Source organism: Glutamicibacter soli, from assembly GCF_003309065.1.
Taxonomy (GTDB): domain Bacteria; phylum Actinomycetota; class Actinomycetes; order Actinomycetales; family Micrococcaceae; genus Glutamicibacter; species Glutamicibacter soli.
This window is the reverse complement of the sequence record NZ_POAF01000005.1, coordinates 196,841-212,075: the sequence shown is the minus strand read 5'-3', so window position 1 is coordinate 212,075 and position 15,235 is coordinate 196,841. Positions and strand designations below refer to the sequence as shown.

Sequence of the window (15,235 nt, the reverse complement as noted above, 5' to 3'; positions counted from 1 at the left end):
TCCGTGGCAGTATCGAAGCGTGGCTGTGAATGTGAAAATTGAAACGGAGCTGGGGCTCAAGCGCCGGGCACGCAAGATGAACCGTCTGCTGGCAGAGGCCTACCCCTATGCGGTGCCGGAACTGGATTTCGAGAATCCCTTCGAACTGCTCGTCGCGACGGTGCTCTCCGCACAGACCACCGATGTCCGCGTCAACGCGATCACCCCCGCGTTGTTCGCCCGCTTTCCGGACGCCCACGCCATGAGCCAGGCCGACCGCGGCGAACTGGAGGAACTGATCCGGGCCACCGGCTTCTTCCGCGCCAAAACCGAATCGCTGCTCGGGCTCTCAGCCGCCCTGGTCGAGCGCTTCGACGGCGAGGTCCCGCCCAAGCTCGACGAGCTGGTCAAGCTGCCGGGCGTGGGGCGCAAGACCGCCAATGTGGTGCTGGGCAATGCCTTCGGCGTTCCGGGCATTACCGTGGACACGCACTTCGGACGCCTGGCCAACCGCTTCGGGTGGACCGATGAGACCGACCCGGTGAAGGTCGAGCACGCCGTCGGCAAGCTGTTCGAGAAGCGCGACTGGACCATGCTCAGCCACCGTGTGGTGTTCCACGGCCGCCGGGTCTGCCACTCCCGCAAACCCGCGTGCGGGGCCTGCGTGCTGGCCAAGCTGTGCCCTTCCTACGGCATCGGCGAGGAAATACCAGCCAAGGCAAAAGCGTTGCTTAAGTACGAACTCGCTCCGGGGCGTGAAGAGCTGCTGGACAAGATGCTCGCCGGAGCCACCCGCCGTGAACTGCGGGCCGAGGGATTTGGATTGGACGCATGAGCGCACTGAAGGACTTGAAGCAGGTTGTCGCCGAGCATTCGCACACGGTGGGTGCGACGCAAAAACTCCCGGATTCCTGGGCATTCAAGCAGCTTGACGCCAACAGCGTGCGCCGCGCCGCGATCCTGATGCTCTTCGGCTCGGCCGACGGCCGGGGACTGACCCAGAACGCGGATCCCGCCGACCTGGACCTCCTGTTCGTCGAGCGCGCCGAGACCCTGCGCTCCCATGCCGGGCAGATTTCATTCCCCGGCGGCGGGATCGATCCCGAGGACGCCTCGGAAACCGACGCCGCGCTGCGCGAAGCCTGGGAGGAAACCGGCGTGCAGACCTCGGGCATCGAGGTGCTGGGTCAGCTGGCAGCGACCGAGCTGCCGGTCTCCAACTTCATCGTCACCCCGGTGCTTGGATGGTGGCACACCGAATCCGCGGTGTTCCCCGTCGATCCCGGCGAGAGCGCGGGAGTCTTCCGCGCACCCGTCGCCCACCTGCTGGACCCGCGCAACCGGGTGCTGGGCGTGGTGCAGCGCGGAGGGCGCAAGTTCAGTGCTCCCGCCTTCGAATACGAGGGCCGGGTGATCTGGGGCTTCACCGCGATGGTGGCGGACAAGCTGTTCAACGAGTTGGGCTGGACCAGGCCGTGGTCGCCCAAGCGCGAAATCCGCATGCTCTAGGCAGGCCTGCCAAACCTGTTTCCTGCTATTTCGCCTCGGCGTAGTTCTGGGTGATCGCCACGCTGACCGGGAAGCTCACCGACTGCTCCCCGAACAGCGTGCGCCCGGCGAGCGCGGCCGCATGCCTGATGATCTCGGCCAGCTGCGGAGCCAGCCCGGTGGGGCATTCGAAGACGATTTCGTCGTGGACGAAGAAGACCTGGCGGCACTCTTGGCTCCAGCCGGCCTGGTGGATCAGATGGCGGGCGTGGCCCATCCAGATCAAGGCCCATTCGGCGGCGGTCGACTGCACCACGAAATTGCGGGTGAACCGGCCGCGGGAACGGGCCGCCAAGTCGGCGGCGCGCTGGGAGGCTTCGTCGCGGGTGCCGCGCTGCGCCTGCATCCAGCGTTCATCCGCCGGCGGGCACCCGCGGCCCAGGTAGCTGCTCACCCCGTCGCCGCGTTCGCCGGCGCGGGCTGCCGAATCGACGAAATCCATGGCTGCGGGGAAGTTCTTCTTCAACGCGGCCCCCACGGCCTGCGCGCCCCCGGAAGTGCCGCCGTAGATGACCGACAGCATGCCCAGCTTGGCTTCGTTGCGGTCCTTGACCAACCCTGCGTCGATGAGCCACTGGTAGAGGTCGTCCTGCAGACCCGCCTGCTGGAGATTGCGGTCCCGGGACATGGCGGCGAGGATCCGCGGTTCCAGTTGGCGCCCGTCTGCCACCACGAAGGTCCGGCCTTCCGGGGTCCGCACGACCTGGCGGATGGAATGCGGCAGCTGCAGCGCCCCGCCACCCGAGGCTGCCCAACGTCCGGAGGCGACGGTGCCCAGGACATAGTGGGGATGGAATCGTCCGTGGGCGACCCACGCGTCCAGCCAGGCATCCCCGTGGGTGCTGGCAAGCCGCGACAGCTTCTTGTATTCGAGCACCTGGGTGATGGCGGGATGCGCGATCTGCTCCAGTTCCCAGGCCCTGACCGACTGCACCGCGAATCCCGCCCGGTGCAGGGCGCGCAGCAGCTCCTGCGGGGAGTCGGGGTTCAGCCCCGGGGACTGCAGGTTCTGCCCCAGCTGCTGGGCCAGGGCGGCGAGCTTCGGCGGGCGCACGGAGTCCGGGACGCGCTCGCCGAGCATCCGGCGCAGCAGTTGCCGGTGCCCGTGCTCGTCCCAGGACAGCCCCGCGCTCTCCATCTCCGCGGCGATCAGCGCACCCACGGATTCGGCATGGATCAGCAGCTGCAGCCGCTTGAAGGCCGCGGGGTCCGAGGGCATGGCCTGCAGCTGGGCGGCGAACATGTTCACCAGTTCCTGCAGTGACTCCCCGCTGACCGGGGCGGAGAACAACGCGCCTTGGCCTCCCGTGTCCCGGGACGAGGGCGGGTTCTCCAGATCAATATCCGGAAGCCGCACCGCGGCCAGCGGGCTGCGGTGCAGGAGGCGCTGGGCCAGCGAGAGCACATGCGCCTTGGCGAGGTGGACATCTGCGGAGGTCAGCAGCTCCAGCCACGGGGAGGTGCGCAGCATCACCCAGCGCGGGGAGCGCGACTGCTCGATCTCGCCGACGACCTGGCAGAGCTCTTCCCGTGAGGCGGTCCGGGCCGGGGTGAGCGGTTCGCCGCTGGCGGCATCGCGTAGCTGCAGCAGGGCGAATCCCTCGGGATCCGCTGCGAGAAAGGCCAGAACGCCAGATTGTCCACGGGGCATGCTTCCATTGTGCCGTGGCCAGGGGCGATATCCCCAGTTCGCGGGCGCCGGGAACCGACCGGAACCGGGGGATGGCAACTTCGACCCATGAACTGGTTACCCTTTCGCCCGCACAACCCCGGGCCCGGAGTCGATTCTCGGTTCGTCCCGCTGTCCTTGGACTCCGCGCTCCGGGAGGCGCCGCCGCTCCGCGTCCAGCCCCGGGAAGTCCAACGGGCCGAGCCCGGGGGACCTGCCTGCGTGCTGGTGAGCGACGACGAAAACCTGGTGGCGCAGTGCGCGTTGATTTCCCTGGGCGCCGCGGTCCGGATTTCCCGGTGTTCCAGCTCCTCGCCGATGATCCATGACGCCGAGGGGCCGGTGCTGTGGGGCGCGGATGCGCTAGGCGAGGCCTTGGCCGGCTCCGCCCGGTGCGATGTGCTGGTGGGGCACGACGAGCAAGCGCAGACCCTGTGGGAAGCGGCCAGCCGGCTGCCCCTGTCGAGGGTTGCGATCCTTCCCGGCGCGAGCCAATGGCTGGGCGAGTACCTGGGGCTGTGGTGCATGAGATCGGGGCATGGGCATACCGTGGCCTTGGGCTCACGGGCCGGAGGGGTGGGCACCAGCACCCTTGCGGTGTTGCTCGCCCACGCCGGAACGCTGAGCGGTCTGCACAGCCTCGTGGTGGACCTGGATCCCCACTCCTGCGGGTTGTGGCCGCGGATCTGCGCCAGGCCTCCCACCGGCATCGGATGGGACGAATTGGCGGGCTCGGGCGGGGCGCTGGCCTCGCACCAGTTGGTCGAGACGCTTCCGACGGTGCGGGGGACTGCGGTGCTCACCTGGTCTGGAACTCCACCTCGTGCAGCGGTGGACGGAGCATTGACAGCCAGGCTGTTGACGGCTGCGCGGCAGGGATTCGACCTGCTGGTACTGGATACCGGGCGGACACCGCATCCGGGGTCGGAGGCGATAGGCCATTTCACCGACCGGCAGATCACGGTGTGCGATGCCTCGAGCATTCCGCCGCGCGGGAACTACGTGCTGCGCGCGGATCACGGAATGCCGACGGCGGCAATGGAGAGCCGCTCCCTGCTGGGTAAGCTGTCCCATACGACCTCGATAGAACGGGCCGTTGACCGCGGCGACCTGCTCGATGCCCTGAGATCCCGAAGGCTCAGGCAGCAGCTGGCGGACCTGCGCCTGCTCCCGGTGGCAGAGGACGCGGGATCGCGGGGCGCACCATGAGCCCCGGGCGCCATTCGCCATCAGCGCAGAAATTCGCCGGCACGCACGAACTGGATTCGCGCATCCTGCAATCGGTCCGGGACCGCGCCCTGGCCAGCGGAGGAGAACTCGACGCCATCTCCCTGGCGAGCGCCGTCCACGAGTCGGGAGCCGCCCTAGGCTCGCGCGGCGCGACCGAATCGCTGAAGGCCTTGCAGGACGAAGTCGCCGGTCTGTCGATCCTTGAGCGTTTCGCCCAGGGACCCGGGATCACGGATGTGCTTGTGGACGGCCAAGGCCAGGTGTGGACCGATTCGCCCCGCGGACTGGAACTCACGGGGTTCCGCTTTTCTTCACCTGAACAGGTGCGCTCGCTGGCCGTGCATCTGGCGACCCTGGCAGGACGGCGATTGGACGCTTCCAGCCCTTTCATGGACATGAGCGTCAAGAACTACCGGGTGCACGCGGTGCTCCCGCCCATTGCCACCGAAGGACCGCTGATTTCCATCCGCGTGAAAACCGAACAGCTGCTCTCCCTGGAGACCGTCCTCGCCCAAGCACCGGAATTCTGGCACACGGTGCTACGCGAAGTGATGGGACGCCAGTTGAATTTCCTGGTGACCGGCGGCACCGGCAGCGGTAAATCGACCCTGCTCCAGGCCATGCTGGCAAAGGCCAGCGGCAAGCAACGACTGGTGATCATCGAGGACTCCCATGAGCTCAACGTCGACCACCGCCACGTAGTGAGCCTGCAGACACGCACCGCGAACGTTGAATCCGCAGGCCAGATAGAGCTCAAGGACCTGGTCGCCCAGGCACTGCGCATGAGACCCGACCGGCTGGTCGTAGGCGAGTGCCGCGGGGCGGAGATCCGGGATTTCCTTGCGGCCATGAACACCGGCCACCAGGGAGCAGCCGGCACCCTGCACGCCAATAACCCAGAATCCGTCCCGGCCCGCCTGGCCGCATTGGGCGCCCTGGCCGGGTGGGGCCTGCAAGCCACCTCGCTGCAGGCAGCCAGCGCCTTGGACCTGATCATCCATATGCGTCGGCAGCCCTCCGGGGTGCGCTCGCCGGTGGCGTTGGGAAGCCTGTCCACCGATTCGAACGACCGCTTGGACGTGCGCATGCTGATCGACACGGGAACACCGAACTGCCCGGATGCCGGTAGCCTCAGACTGCTGCACGAGAAACTCGGTGCGCAGGCCTCTGCCGAGGTCGCCCAGTGGCATGCCAACCGTGCACGGCAGGGGGAGTGATGACTGCGGTACTCCTATTGCTGCTCGCCGGGTGGTGGCTGTGGCACCCTGGGCGGCAGTTGTCCGGCGGGACAAGGCAAATCAGCATCCTGGGCAGCGGAAAATTTCCTGCCCCACGAGCCTGCGCACAGCAGCAGGCACTGGCCCTGGACGCCCAGATCATTCGCGAGCTGGCCGCGCTGATGCGCAGCGGCTTGATGTTCCCGCAGGCCATCGAAGCCCTATTGCAGGTACGTACCGAACAAAGCCCGGTACTGGCCGCCTTGCGCCGGCTGAAAGCCCAGGCCGCGTTCCGTGGCGAGCAGGCCGAAGCAATGGAGCACACCGGGGAACACGAGGACGGTGGGCCGGTCCAAAGGCTCTCCTGGTGCCTGGATCTTTCATCGCAGACCGGCGCCCCGCTGGCCGGGGTGCTGGACCAGGTGGCCGAGGACTTGGAAGCGGAATTGCTCGCCCGGCAGTCGTTCGACGCCGCCATGGCAGGTCCCAGGGCGACCACACGGCTGTTGACCTGGTTGCCGGTGGCGGGGCTCGGTGCGGGGTTCATCCTCGGCATCGACGTCGGAACCACCTTGCTGACCTCATGGCCCGCGCAGCTGAGCCTCGCCGTGGGAGCAGGGCTGTGGGCGCTGAACAGGATCTGGTGCCGGCGGCTGCTCGCGGCAACAACTGCGCAGGCCCTGCAATGACTGCGGTGGCGTTGCTCTGCCTGGTGTCCGCAGTCCTGCTGTGGAATCCCCGCGGGCCTGCGGGGACCCGCGAACGGGGGGTCAATCCGCCGGCCGCCCGGGTCCGGGACAAGTCTTCGGTGCAAGGAAGTGAACCCATTGACCTGGTCTTGGACCTCGGGGCCAGCCTCATGGATTCCGGGCTGCCCATGACCACGCTGCTTGAATCGATGGGGCGCTGCATTCCGCAGTGCTCGGCGTTGCGGACCGTGGCCCGATGCCTGGAGATGAACATGGAGTGGGACAAAGCCTGGGAACCCGCCCCGGCGTGGCTCGCCCCGCTGCAACGGTCCCTGGGCTTTGCCCAGGCTACCGGAGCGCCGGCGTCCGCGCTGCTGAGGAATACCGCCCAGCTGCAACGCCGGCAACGGGTCCAGCACGTCGCCCGCTGCGGCGCGCAGTTCGCCACCAAACTGGTGCTGCCGCTGGGAGCCTGCGCCCTTCCTGCCTTCATCGCCCTGGGCGTGGTGCCGCTGATCATCGCGTTGTTCCCGCACTTCGGCTGACCCCGGCGGGTTATGCCCACCTTGCAGCCAACCCCAACCGCGGCAGCGTAATCAGTGCGAGCCTGAAAACACCATCGCCTCCCCACCCGGGAAGGAAACGATGCCACCCGAGCGAAAGGAACGGACATGACTACCACCCTGAACAGGCTGCGCGAACGGCTCGACGAGGAACAAGGCTCTACCACCGCGGAATTCGCCATGGTCACCCTCGCGGCCGTAGCCTTCGCCGGCCTGCTGATCAGCATCCTGTCCAGCGGCGACGTGCGGGGCATGCTGATGGGCCTCATCAGCAAGGCCTTGAGCCTGTAACCATGGACCGCATGGATGACCGCGGCAGCAGCACGGCGGAATTCGCCGTGCTGCTGCCGGCCATCGCGCTCATGCTGTCGCTGCTGCTGTGCCTCGGGGTCCTGGGGATGCGACAGATCCAGGTCCAGCAGGCGGCCGGGGCGATGGCCAGGGAGCTGGCCCGTGGCGATGACACCGGCGCGGCCCGGGCGCGGGGCATTCAGTTGGCCGGGACCTCGGCCCGCTACACGGTCGGCAACGGGGGAGGATACGCCACGGTCACGGTGGCCAAATCGGTAGACCTGCCGGTGGTGGGAGCGGTCGAGGTCCGAGGCACCGCACGCGTGGCGAACGAAAAATGAGCTGCGCGGAATTCAGCTCGCAACGGGGGAGCAGCACCGTCGCGGCCACGGCACTGGTGATCGCCGCACTGCTGCTCGCCGCGGGCATTCTCGCCTGGTCCGCGGTGACCCGAGCGGCGATGCAGGCCGCCTCAGCGGCGGACCTCGCCGCCTTGGCTGCGGCTGATACGGCCCGGGGACTGCGCGCGGGGGATCCGTGCCCCGCCGCCGGGCTGCTGGCCTCGGCCAACGAGGCACGGCTGGAATCCTGCGTCATCGAGGCGGACGGAACCACAGTCCGCGTGCAGGTCTCGGTGGCGATCACGTTTTCCGCGCTGGGAATCGAGTTCCCGGCGGCCTCCGCCCAAGCCCGGGCGGGCGCTCCGCCGCTGACCCAGCACTAGCTGAACCAGTTAGAAATGGTGCCGCGGCTGGACATCCTCCAGCACGGCGCTGAGCAGCAGCACCGCCCCGGCCTTGTCCAGCGGATTGTTCCGATTGCCGCATTTGGGAGACTGCACGCAGCTGGGGCAGCCGCTTCGGCACTCGCACGCTTCGATGGCATCCCGGGTGGCCCGCACCCAGGTGGAGAACTTCTCGAAGCCGCGCTCGGCGAATCCGGCCCCTCCCGGCTCCGCGTCATACACGAAAATCGTTGGATGGCCGGTGTCCATGTGCAGCGCGGTGGACACCCCGCCGATATCCCAGCGGTCGCTGGTGGCCACCAGCGGCAGCAACCCGATCATCGCATGCTCGGCCGCGTGCAGCGCGCCGGGGAACTGGTCCACGGTCAGCCCCGCGCGCAGCAGCCGCTGCTCGGTCAAGGTGAACCAGACGGACTTGGTGTGCAGGTCCCGCGCTTCGAGGTCCAGCGGCTCCTCGGAGAGTACCTCGTTGGAGGCGATGGACTTGCGCTGGTACGAGACCACCTGGGTGGTCACGATGACATCGCCGAAGTAGATCTCCAGCTCGCGGTGCGTGCTGGTGCGCTCCTGGGCCTCGATGGCCACCGTGGTCAGGTCGCGGGCGGTGGTGTAGTAGTCGGGGTTCACCCGTGTCACGATCACCACGTGGTTCTGCTCGTCCAGTTCTTCCACGTGGTAGCTGGCGCCCTGGTGCACGTAGATGGCGCCCGGGTGGGCCTGGTAGTGGCTCTGCGGCGAGTCCATGGTCCCCAGCAGCGCGCCGGTCTCGGCATCGATGATGTCCACCGGCCCGCCCCCATCGGCCCGGATGGAGAACATCCCGGCCGCATGCTGGGGATGGGTCCAGAACCATCCGGCAGGCCGCCGCCGCAGATACCCGCGCTGCACCAGGGACTCAAGCAGCGCCTCGGTGTGCGGGCCGAAGATCTCCAGCTCCTCGGGGCGCAGCGGATTCTCCTGGGCTGCCGCGCACAGATGCCCGCTGAGGACATACTTGTTCTGCGGGTCGAAGACGGTAGCTTCCACGCCGAGGTCGAAGATCGCCTCCGGGTGGCTGACCAGGTAGGTGTCCAGCGGGTCCTCGGCGGCCACGAACAGCGCCAAGGCGTCCTGGCCGGAGCGCCCCGCCCGGCCGATCTGCTGGAAGAAGGATGCGCGGGTTCCGGGCCAGCCGGCGACCACCACGGCATCCAGCCCCGAGATATCGATTCCCAATTCCAGCGCTGAGGTGGAGGTGACGCCGAGCAGCTCGCCGGAACGCAGCTTGCGTTCAACCTCGCGCCGCTCTCTTGGCAGATAGCCCGACCGGTAGGCGGCCAGCCTGACGGACAGCTCGGGCGCGAAATTCTCCAAATGCTTGCGCGTGAGGGTGGCGATGGTCTCAGCCCCTCGCCGGGATTTGATGAAGACGATGGTTCGCACGTGGTCCGCCATCAGGTCGGTGAGAATCGACGCGCTCTCGGCGATGGCGGTGCGGCGCAGTGGGGCGCCGTTTTCCCCGGTGCGCTCGGACAGGGGCGGTTCCCACAGCCCGATCACCAGTTCGCCGGAGGCCGAGAAATCGCGCGTCACCGCCGACACCTCGGCTCCGATGAGCCGGCCGAAGGATTCCTCGGGATCGGAGCTGGTGGCCGAGGCACCGATGAACACCGGATGATTGCCGTAGTGCGCGCAGATCCGGCGCAGCCGCCGCATCAGGTTCGCCACATGGGCCCCGAAGACCCCGCGGTAGGAGTGGGCCTCGTCGATGACCACGTACTTCAGCCGCTTGAAGAAACGGGACCAGGCCGGATGGTTCGGCAGGATGCCGCGGTGCAGCATGTCGGGGTTGGTGAAAACGAAGTTCCCGTGCTGCCGCACCCAGGCGCGCGTGCCCTGGTCGGTGTCGCCGTCATAGGCTGCCGCTCGGACTCCGGGGACCTTGAGCGCTTCAACAGACGAGAGCTGGTCGGCGGCCAGGGCCTTGGTAGGGCAGATATACAGCACGGAGGCTTGTGCGCTGGCGTCGTTGGCGGCGGTGTCCTTGGTGCGGAAAAGCGCATCGATGGACGGCATGAGGTAGGCCAGGGATTTGCCCGAAGCGGTTCCGGTGGAGATGATCGTGTGCTTCCCTGCATGGATCAGGTCCGCGGCCTGCACCTGGTGCAGCCATGGTTCATTGATGCCCAGCCCTTGGAACGTCGTTTTAACTTCCTCGGCCAGCCAGCCGGGCCACGGTGCGGTGATCTGGTCCTTGGCCGGGACGCTGCGCCGGTGCATCACGGCTTCCGGATCGTTGCTCCGATCGTAGGGATCAAGCAGGGCGCGCACAGACTTCACGAAACACAGCCTTTCGACGCCGGAACGGTGGGATGCGCCGCGGTGGAGTCCGCGGTGTTAAAAGACTAGCGCCGTCGCAGCCGGGAACGGCTGCAACGGCGAGAGCAAAGAATTGTACTTTAGGCTTTGAAGTTGACGACCTTGCCCAGGGAAGTCCATCCCAGGGAGGCGTAGAGCTTCTGGCCGTCCACCGAAGCGATCAGCAGGCCCTCGTCCACGTCGTGCTCCTGGGCCAGCGAGGCCAGTGCACGCATCACCAGGGTGCCAAGACCCTTGCGTCGGAAGTCCGGTCCGGTGATGATGCGGTCGAAAATGGCGTAGCCTTCGACTGCGGAAACGTGGCCGGACGCGGCGACGATTTCCTGGTTGTCCTCGGGGTGCAGGGAGACGTATGCATGGGTGCCGTCGCGCTCGATCTGGAATATGAAGCCTTCGGCAGGCAGCGGGACCTCGACGTCGTGCACTGCCAGCTCCGTGACCATCAATACTTCATCGTCGGCGGCGACCTGCAGGCCAACCTCGGACGCGGTGGCCAGCAGCTGCTCGACGGAATCGTCGAATGCGGTCAAACGGCGGTTCGGGTGCTTCTTCAGGGTTTCGGCGACAGCGGCGAGCTCTTCCTTCGAAGGGCCGTAGATCACGTATTCCCAGTCTTCGGTGGTGTCGTGACGCAACGCTGCATGGACGCGTCCCTCATTACGGGTCTCGTAACCGCGGGCTCCCGCCCAGCCGGCGACCCAGGTGCCAATCAGTTCATCGCTTGCGTTTGATGCCATGTCTTGACCCTACCTTGTCTTTCCTAGGAATTAGCTGACATTGCGCCAATCGTTGCCTAGTTGAAACGAAAGAATCCTCCCGGCCCCCGGAATAGCGCGCCGGAGAATGTGATTTTGCTCGTTCACCCGGCGTTTCATGCCGTTCAACCACTAAACTTGGGGTGTGGCCATTGAACGCATTGTCTTGTATTACGCATTTACTCCGCTCCCCGATCCGGAGGCTGTCCGCCTGTGGCAGCGCTCGCTGCTGGAACGCTGGGGACTGCGCGGACGCATCATCATCTCCAAGGACGGTATTAACGGAACCGTCGGCGGCGAACTTTCAGCCGTCAAGAAGTACGTGAAAGCGACCCGTGAATTGCCTGCCTTCAAGAAGATGGACATCAAGTGGTCCGAGGGCTCCGCGGCGGACTTCCCGCGCATCTCGGTGAAGGTCCGCGACGAGATCGTCACCTTCGGAGCCCCGGGCGAACTCGAGGTCGACGAGAACGGGGTCGTGGGCGGCGGAACGCACCTGCGTCCCGAGGAGCTGCACGAATTGGTGGAGGCCAAGGAGCAGTCGGGTTCCAAGGTGCACTTCTTCGACGGCCGCAACGCCTTCGAAGCCCAGATCGGCAAGTTCAAGGACGCCATCGTCCCCGACGTGGACACCACCCGGGACTTCGTCGCGGAACTGGATTCGGGCAAGTACGACCACCTGAAGGACCAGCCGGTGGTCACCTACTGCACCGGCGGCATCCGCTGCGAGGTGCTCTCCGCACTCATGGTCAAGCGCGGCTTCCAAGAGGTCTACCAGATGCAGGGCGGCATCGTCCGCTACGGCGAGAAGTACGGCGACGCAGGTCTCTGGGAAGGTTCGCTGTATGTCTTCGACAAGCGCATGCACACCGAGTTCACCGAGGATGCGGTGACCATCGGCGAATGCGTGGGCTGCCAGGGTCCGACGAATAAGTTCGAGAATTGCTCGAATCCTTCCTGCCGGAACCTGCGCTTGTTCTGCGAGGACTGCGCCCAGGACGAGAAGCTGCGCACCTGCCCGGACTGCAGCATGGCAGCCGTCTAGGACCCATCGTATTAAATGGCGGCAGGCCACCGGAAAACCGGTGGCCTGCCGCCCTTTTTTCGTGCCCGGAAGGGGACAGGCTTCTTTGAAGCTAGCCCGCGTGGACGCTGGTTTCCGGCCACAGTCCGATCGAGGCGTCCTTGACGTCGGTTTCCTCGGTTTCTTGCTTGTAGACCTTCAAGCCGCGGGCCTCGTAGTTCGGCAGCGCGGCCGGACCGTCCAGCGAGCAGGTGTGCAGCCAGACGCGGCTGACCGGAGGCAGCCCGGGGGTGCGCGAATCCAAGGCCCAAGCCTGACGCAGCACCTCGGTCAGCAGCAGGCCGCCCAAGCCCTGTCCAATGGCCTGCGGGAAGAGCCCGAAATAGAAGACCTCGACTTCGCTGCGTCCGTCGACCACTTCGGTTACCAGCTCCACGTAGCCTTGCGGCGCGCCGCGGCGGTACAGCACCCAGGTTTCCGAACCGTCCTGGCGCAGGACGGCGTCCCATTCTTCGCGGGTCGAATTCAGCCGGTCGGCCCAGTTCAGGTCGCTGCCCACGCTGCGGTAGAGAAACTTTGAATACTCGGGCGAGATGTCCTGCACCAGCTCGATGCGCACATCTTGGGGCGCGGGACGTGAGGAAGGCTTGATTTCCTCGGGGGCGAGCAATTGCAGGTAGGTAATGGTGACGTTGGTCATGACCTATATTTTAGGCAAGCCGGGCGGGGAAATGCTCATCGGATCCTCTGTGTGCACTCGGTAGACTGGTTGGCGTGAATGCCGCCGAATTTTCAGCCCTTGAAGACGCCCCGCAGAGTTCAGATCTGCAGCTGCTCGAACGACTCGCCGAAGACCTGACCGCTATCGGGTTCAGCTACGACGAGGTTTCGCAGATGCTGGGCGAAGAAGCCTCCGCAGCGCTGGCCCGCGACCAGATCCTGCCGGCCCTGCGCGTGATCGAGCGCGACGCCGCCGACACGGAACTGGCGTGCGCCTTCCGGATCTTCCAGCTGGGCCGGACCGAGGAGGCCGCGGCGCTGAACAAGGCGTTCCCGAGCCTGAAGGTCGACGGGCTGCTGAAGCTCGGCCTGATCGAGCCGTGGGCCTCGGGGTACCGGGCCACCGTTGCGCTGACCTTGCATTCCTCGGACGCCGACGGCGAGTTGTGGGTTGCCCATGACCTCGGTGCGCACCAGCGCCCCGGGGTGCTGCGCACCGATCACGTGCTGGGCATCGGGCAGGCCTCGCTGACCCTGGCCCAGATCACCCTGCGCGAAAAGGTCGACCGCGCGCTGGATCTGGGGACCGGCTGCGGCATCCAGCTCTTCCACCTGCTGGGCCACGCCAACCACGTCACCGCCACCGATCTGTCTGCCAGGGCGCTGGCATTCACCCGGTTCAACCTGCTGCTGAACCACAAGGTGCTGAAGCTGGATCCGCGCAATCTCCAGGACCGTGTCAGCCTGCTGCGCGGAAGCCTCTTCGAGCCGGTCGCCGGTCAGAAGTTCGACTTGATCGCCTCCAACCCGCCGTTCGTGATCACCCCGCGCCGCGCCACCGAGCGTGAAAAGGACCGCTTCACCTACCGTGACGGCGGCATGTCAGGGGACCGTCTGGTCAGCACGCTGATCGCCCAGGCGGGGGACTACCTGAACCCGGGCGCATCGATGCAGATGCTCTCGAACTGGGAGATTCATCGTCTGGATGACGATTCGAATGAGCCATGGGACCGCCGGGTCAAGAGCTGGTTCCCCGAGGACCTTGACGTGTGGGTCATCGAGCGCGAGCAGACCACCCCGAGCGTCTACGCCGAAACCTGGCTGCGCGACGCCTCGCAGACCGAGGACAGCTCCTCGTACGCCGCCGCCTACAACGCCTACCTGGATGATTTCGAATCACGCGGGGTCGGGGCCATCGGCTTCGGGCTGGTGTATTTCCGCAAGGCCGCTACCGGCGCGGCAACCCTCCGCCGCTTCGAGCAGATCACCCATCCCATCGAGCAGCCGGTGGCCGGGACGTTGCAGCGCGACATCGCGATGGCCGACGAACTGGCCGCGGCCGGCGAGGCTTTCCGCGACTGGCACCTGCTCGTGGCCGATGACGTCACCGAAGAACGCCACCAGCGTCCGGGGGCCGAGCATCCCGGAGTGATCCTGCTGCGCCAGGGTGCGGGGCTGCGCCGCACCGAGCTGCTGGACACTGCGCAGGCGGGTTTCGCCTCGGCCTGCGACGGCGATTTGTCGGTCGCGCAGCTGGTCAATGCCCTTGATTCGTTGATCGGGGAAGGGGAGGAAGACTTCACCGAACGGCTTTATGAAGCGGTGTCACGACTATTGCGACATGGCTTGCTTCGAAAAATGTGAAACAAGCGCTAAAGTTTTTCGGTATGACAGGGAACACACACCAGGAGCACGCTTTGGCGACGCAGGACGGCAACGGCACCGTGCCGCACGTCGTCTCCATAACCGATCCGCAGGCGATCCGGGCCCTGGCTCACGATGCACGTCTGATCGTGCTTGACGAACTTTTCGCTTCACAGACCACGCGCACCGCCACGGAGCTGGCGTCGCTGTGCGATCTGACACCCAGCGCCATGAGCTACCACCTGCGCGCGCTGGAGAAATACGGCTACGTCATCCGTGCCGCCAGCGAGGGCGACGCCCGGGAGCGCCGCTGGCGCGCCGCGGGCGAGCGCCTGGAACTGAACACCCAGATCGACTCGGCCAACGCCAAGACCGCCTACCTGAATGTGCAGTTGAACGCATTCAGGACGCGCTTGAATGACGAGGTGCAGCGCCGCGAGGCGGAAGCGAAGGCGGGCATCGCCCCGTCTCCGGACAGGCCGCCCATGCTGACAAGCGGATTGGTCTTCCTTTCCGAGGAAAAACAGCTTCAATTCAACCGCCGCCTGCTGGACCTGGTCTACGAGTATGAAGCCATGGCCACAGCCGAGGAACGCAGCATCGACTCACAGCGTATGTTCTACTTAATCTCGTTGCTTCCCGAGTACCCGAGCGTCGGGGAGGCTAAGTCCTAGAAATATGTCTGGCGCAGGATCTTTTGATTTTCGGTGTAATATCATCGGGAATTGGGCCTGGCACTGCAGGCTCAATGAGTCAAAGCTGCGCTGGCGGCATGAGGGGCACCCCGCAAGGGGCTCCGGCAT

The 15,235-nt window shown here is 66.2% G+C and carries 16 protein-coding genes; 12 read left to right on the top strand and 4 right to left on the bottom strand.

Annotated elements, in window-relative coordinates:
• The first annotated feature begins 31 nt into the window (after positions 1-31).
• Positions 32-814, top strand: a complete 783-nt coding sequence (gene nth, locus C1H84_RS11805) for an endonuclease III (RefSeq protein ID WP_286163394.1) — start codon at positions 32-34, stop codon at positions 812-814.
• Positions 811-1,488, top strand: coding sequence for an NUDIX hydrolase (locus tag C1H84_RS11800; RefSeq protein ID WP_047119840.1), 678 nt, complete (start codon positions 811-813; stop codon positions 1,486-1,488). The genes nth and C1H84_RS11800 overlap by 4 nt, the downstream gene beginning before the upstream one ends.
• 25 nt (positions 1,489-1,513) lie before the next feature.
• Here the strand turns inward: C1H84_RS11800 and C1H84_RS11795 are convergent, their stop codons facing one another.
• Positions 1,514-3,178: a bifunctional 3'-5' exonuclease/DNA polymerase gene (locus tag C1H84_RS11795; RefSeq protein ID WP_113607483.1), complete on the bottom strand. Its 1,665-nt coding sequence runs from the start codon at positions 3,176-3,178 to the stop codon at positions 1,514-1,516.
• A gap of 87 nt (positions 3,179-3,265) precedes the next feature.
• Between C1H84_RS11795 and C1H84_RS11790 the strand changes: the two genes are divergently transcribed.
• From C1H84_RS11790 to C1H84_RS11760, 7 genes are all read left to right on the top strand, one after another.
• On the top strand, positions 3,266-4,405 hold the full coding sequence (locus C1H84_RS11790) for a CpaE-like family protein (protein ID WP_113607482.1): 1,140 nt from the start codon (positions 3,266-3,268) through the stop codon (positions 4,403-4,405).
• Entirely contained in the window at positions 4,402-5,643 is a 1,242-nt protein-coding gene (locus C1H84_RS11785) for a TadA family conjugal transfer-associated ATPase (RefSeq protein WP_113607481.1), read from the top strand. Before C1H84_RS11790 ends, C1H84_RS11785 begins: the two co-directional genes overlap by 4 nt.
• Positions 5,643-6,332 carry a type II secretion system F family protein gene (locus C1H84_RS11780; RefSeq protein WP_113607480.1) on the top strand — a complete coding sequence of 230 codons (690 nt, stop codon included), beginning with the start codon at positions 5,643-5,645 and terminating at the stop codon, positions 6,330-6,332. Before C1H84_RS11785 ends, C1H84_RS11780 begins: the two co-directional genes overlap by 1 nt.
• Positions 6,266-6,877, top strand: coding sequence for a type II secretion system F family protein (locus tag C1H84_RS18025; protein WP_146956042.1), 612 nt, complete (start codon positions 6,266-6,268; stop codon positions 6,875-6,877). Before C1H84_RS11780 ends, C1H84_RS18025 begins: the two co-directional genes overlap by 67 nt.
• A gap of 126 nt (positions 6,878-7,003) precedes the next feature.
• Positions 7,004-7,186, top strand: coding sequence for a DUF4244 domain-containing protein (locus tag C1H84_RS11770; protein ID WP_047119835.1), 183 nt, complete (start codon positions 7,004-7,006; stop codon positions 7,184-7,186).
• 2 nt (positions 7,187-7,188) lie between these two features.
• Positions 7,189-7,527: a TadE family type IV pilus minor pilin gene (locus C1H84_RS11765; RefSeq protein WP_047119834.1), complete on the top strand. Its 339-nt coding sequence runs from the start codon at positions 7,189-7,191 to the stop codon at positions 7,525-7,527.
• On the top strand, positions 7,524-7,910 hold the full coding sequence (locus C1H84_RS11760) for an Rv3654c family TadE-like protein (RefSeq protein WP_047119833.1): 387 nt from the start codon (positions 7,524-7,526) through the stop codon (positions 7,908-7,910). Before C1H84_RS11765 ends, C1H84_RS11760 begins: the two co-directional genes overlap by 4 nt.
• A 9-nt stretch (positions 7,911-7,919) precedes the next feature.
• On the opposite strand, the gene C1H84_RS11755 is transcribed toward C1H84_RS11760, so the two are convergent.
• Both C1H84_RS11755 and C1H84_RS11750 read right to left on the bottom strand, forming a co-directional pair.
• A complete protein-coding gene (locus C1H84_RS11755; RefSeq protein WP_425323566.1) occupies positions 7,920-10,250 on the bottom strand; it encodes a DEAD/DEAH box helicase in 2,331 nt (776 codons plus the stop codon).
• A gap of 119 nt (positions 10,251-10,369) precedes the next feature.
• Positions 10,370-11,026 carry a GNAT family N-acetyltransferase gene (locus tag C1H84_RS11750; RefSeq protein WP_047119831.1) on the bottom strand — a complete coding sequence of 219 codons (657 nt, stop codon included), beginning with the start codon at positions 11,024-11,026 and terminating at the stop codon, positions 10,370-10,372.
• Positions 11,027-11,189: 163 nt separating this feature from the next.
• Between C1H84_RS11750 and trhO the strand changes: the two genes are divergently transcribed.
• Complete coding sequence (gene trhO, locus C1H84_RS11745; protein WP_047119830.1) at positions 11,190-12,089, top strand: oxygen-dependent tRNA uridine(34) hydroxylase TrhO; 900 nt, start codon at positions 11,190-11,192, stop codon at positions 12,087-12,089.
• A gap of 91 nt (positions 12,090-12,180) precedes the next feature.
• On the opposite strand, the gene C1H84_RS11740 is transcribed toward trhO, so the two are convergent.
• Positions 12,181-12,768 (bottom strand): GNAT family N-acetyltransferase, encoded by a 588-nt coding sequence (locus C1H84_RS11740; protein WP_113607478.1) that lies wholly within the window; start codon positions 12,766-12,768, stop codon positions 12,181-12,183.
• A 74-nt stretch (positions 12,769-12,842) separates the two neighbouring features.
• Here C1H84_RS11740 and C1H84_RS11735 point away from each other — a divergent pair, with 74 nt between their 5' ends.
• On the top strand, positions 12,843-14,432 hold the full coding sequence (locus tag C1H84_RS11735) for a DUF7059 domain-containing protein (protein WP_053798596.1): 1,590 nt from the start codon (positions 12,843-12,845) through the stop codon (positions 14,430-14,432).
• Positions 14,433-14,455: 23 nt separating this feature from the next.
• A complete protein-coding gene (locus tag C1H84_RS11730; protein WP_052772456.1) occupies positions 14,456-15,106 on the top strand; it encodes an ArsR/SmtB family transcription factor in 651 nt (216 codons plus the stop codon).
• Positions 15,107-15,235 lie beyond the last annotated feature (129 nt).

What these genes read in the sequence shown, in the direction of transcription:
- C1H84_RS11760 (WP_047119833.1), top strand. Translation starts at nt 7,524, where the DNA reads ATGAGCTGCGCGGAATTCAGCTCGCAACGGGGGAGCAGCACCGTCGCG.
- C1H84_RS11785 (WP_113607481.1), top strand. Translation starts at nt 4,402, where the DNA reads ATGAGCCCCGGGCGCCATTCGCCATCAGCGCAGAAATTCGCCGGCACG.
- C1H84_RS11790 (WP_113607482.1), top strand. Translation starts at nt 3,266, where the DNA reads ATGAACTGGTTACCCTTTCGCCCGCACAACCCCGGGCCCGGAGTCGAT.
- C1H84_RS11765 (WP_047119834.1), top strand. Translation starts at nt 7,189, where the DNA reads ATGGACCGCATGGATGACCGCGGCAGCAGCACGGCGGAATTCGCCGTG.
- C1H84_RS11740 (WP_113607478.1), bottom strand. Translation starts at nt 12,768, where the DNA reads ATGACCAACGTCACCATTACCTACCTGCAATTGCTCGCCCCCGAGGAA.
- C1H84_RS11770 (WP_047119835.1), top strand. Translation starts at nt 7,004, where the DNA reads ATGACTACCACCCTGAACAGGCTGCGCGAACGGCTCGACGAGGAACAA.
- C1H84_RS11780 (WP_113607480.1), top strand. Translation starts at nt 5,643, where the DNA reads ATGACTGCGGTACTCCTATTGCTGCTCGCCGGGTGGTGGCTGTGGCAC.
- C1H84_RS11750 (WP_047119831.1), bottom strand. Translation starts at nt 11,026, where the DNA reads ATGGCATCAAACGCAAGCGATGAACTGATTGGCACCTGGGTCGCCGGC.
- C1H84_RS11795 (WP_113607483.1), bottom strand. Translation starts at nt 3,178, where the DNA reads ATGCCCCGTGGACAATCTGGCGTTCTGGCCTTTCTCGCAGCGGATCCC.
- C1H84_RS11800 (WP_047119840.1), top strand. Translation starts at nt 811, where the DNA reads ATGAGCGCACTGAAGGACTTGAAGCAGGTTGTCGCCGAGCATTCGCAC.
- C1H84_RS11730 (WP_052772456.1), top strand. Translation starts at nt 14,456, where the DNA reads ATGACAGGGAACACACACCAGGAGCACGCTTTGGCGACGCAGGACGGC.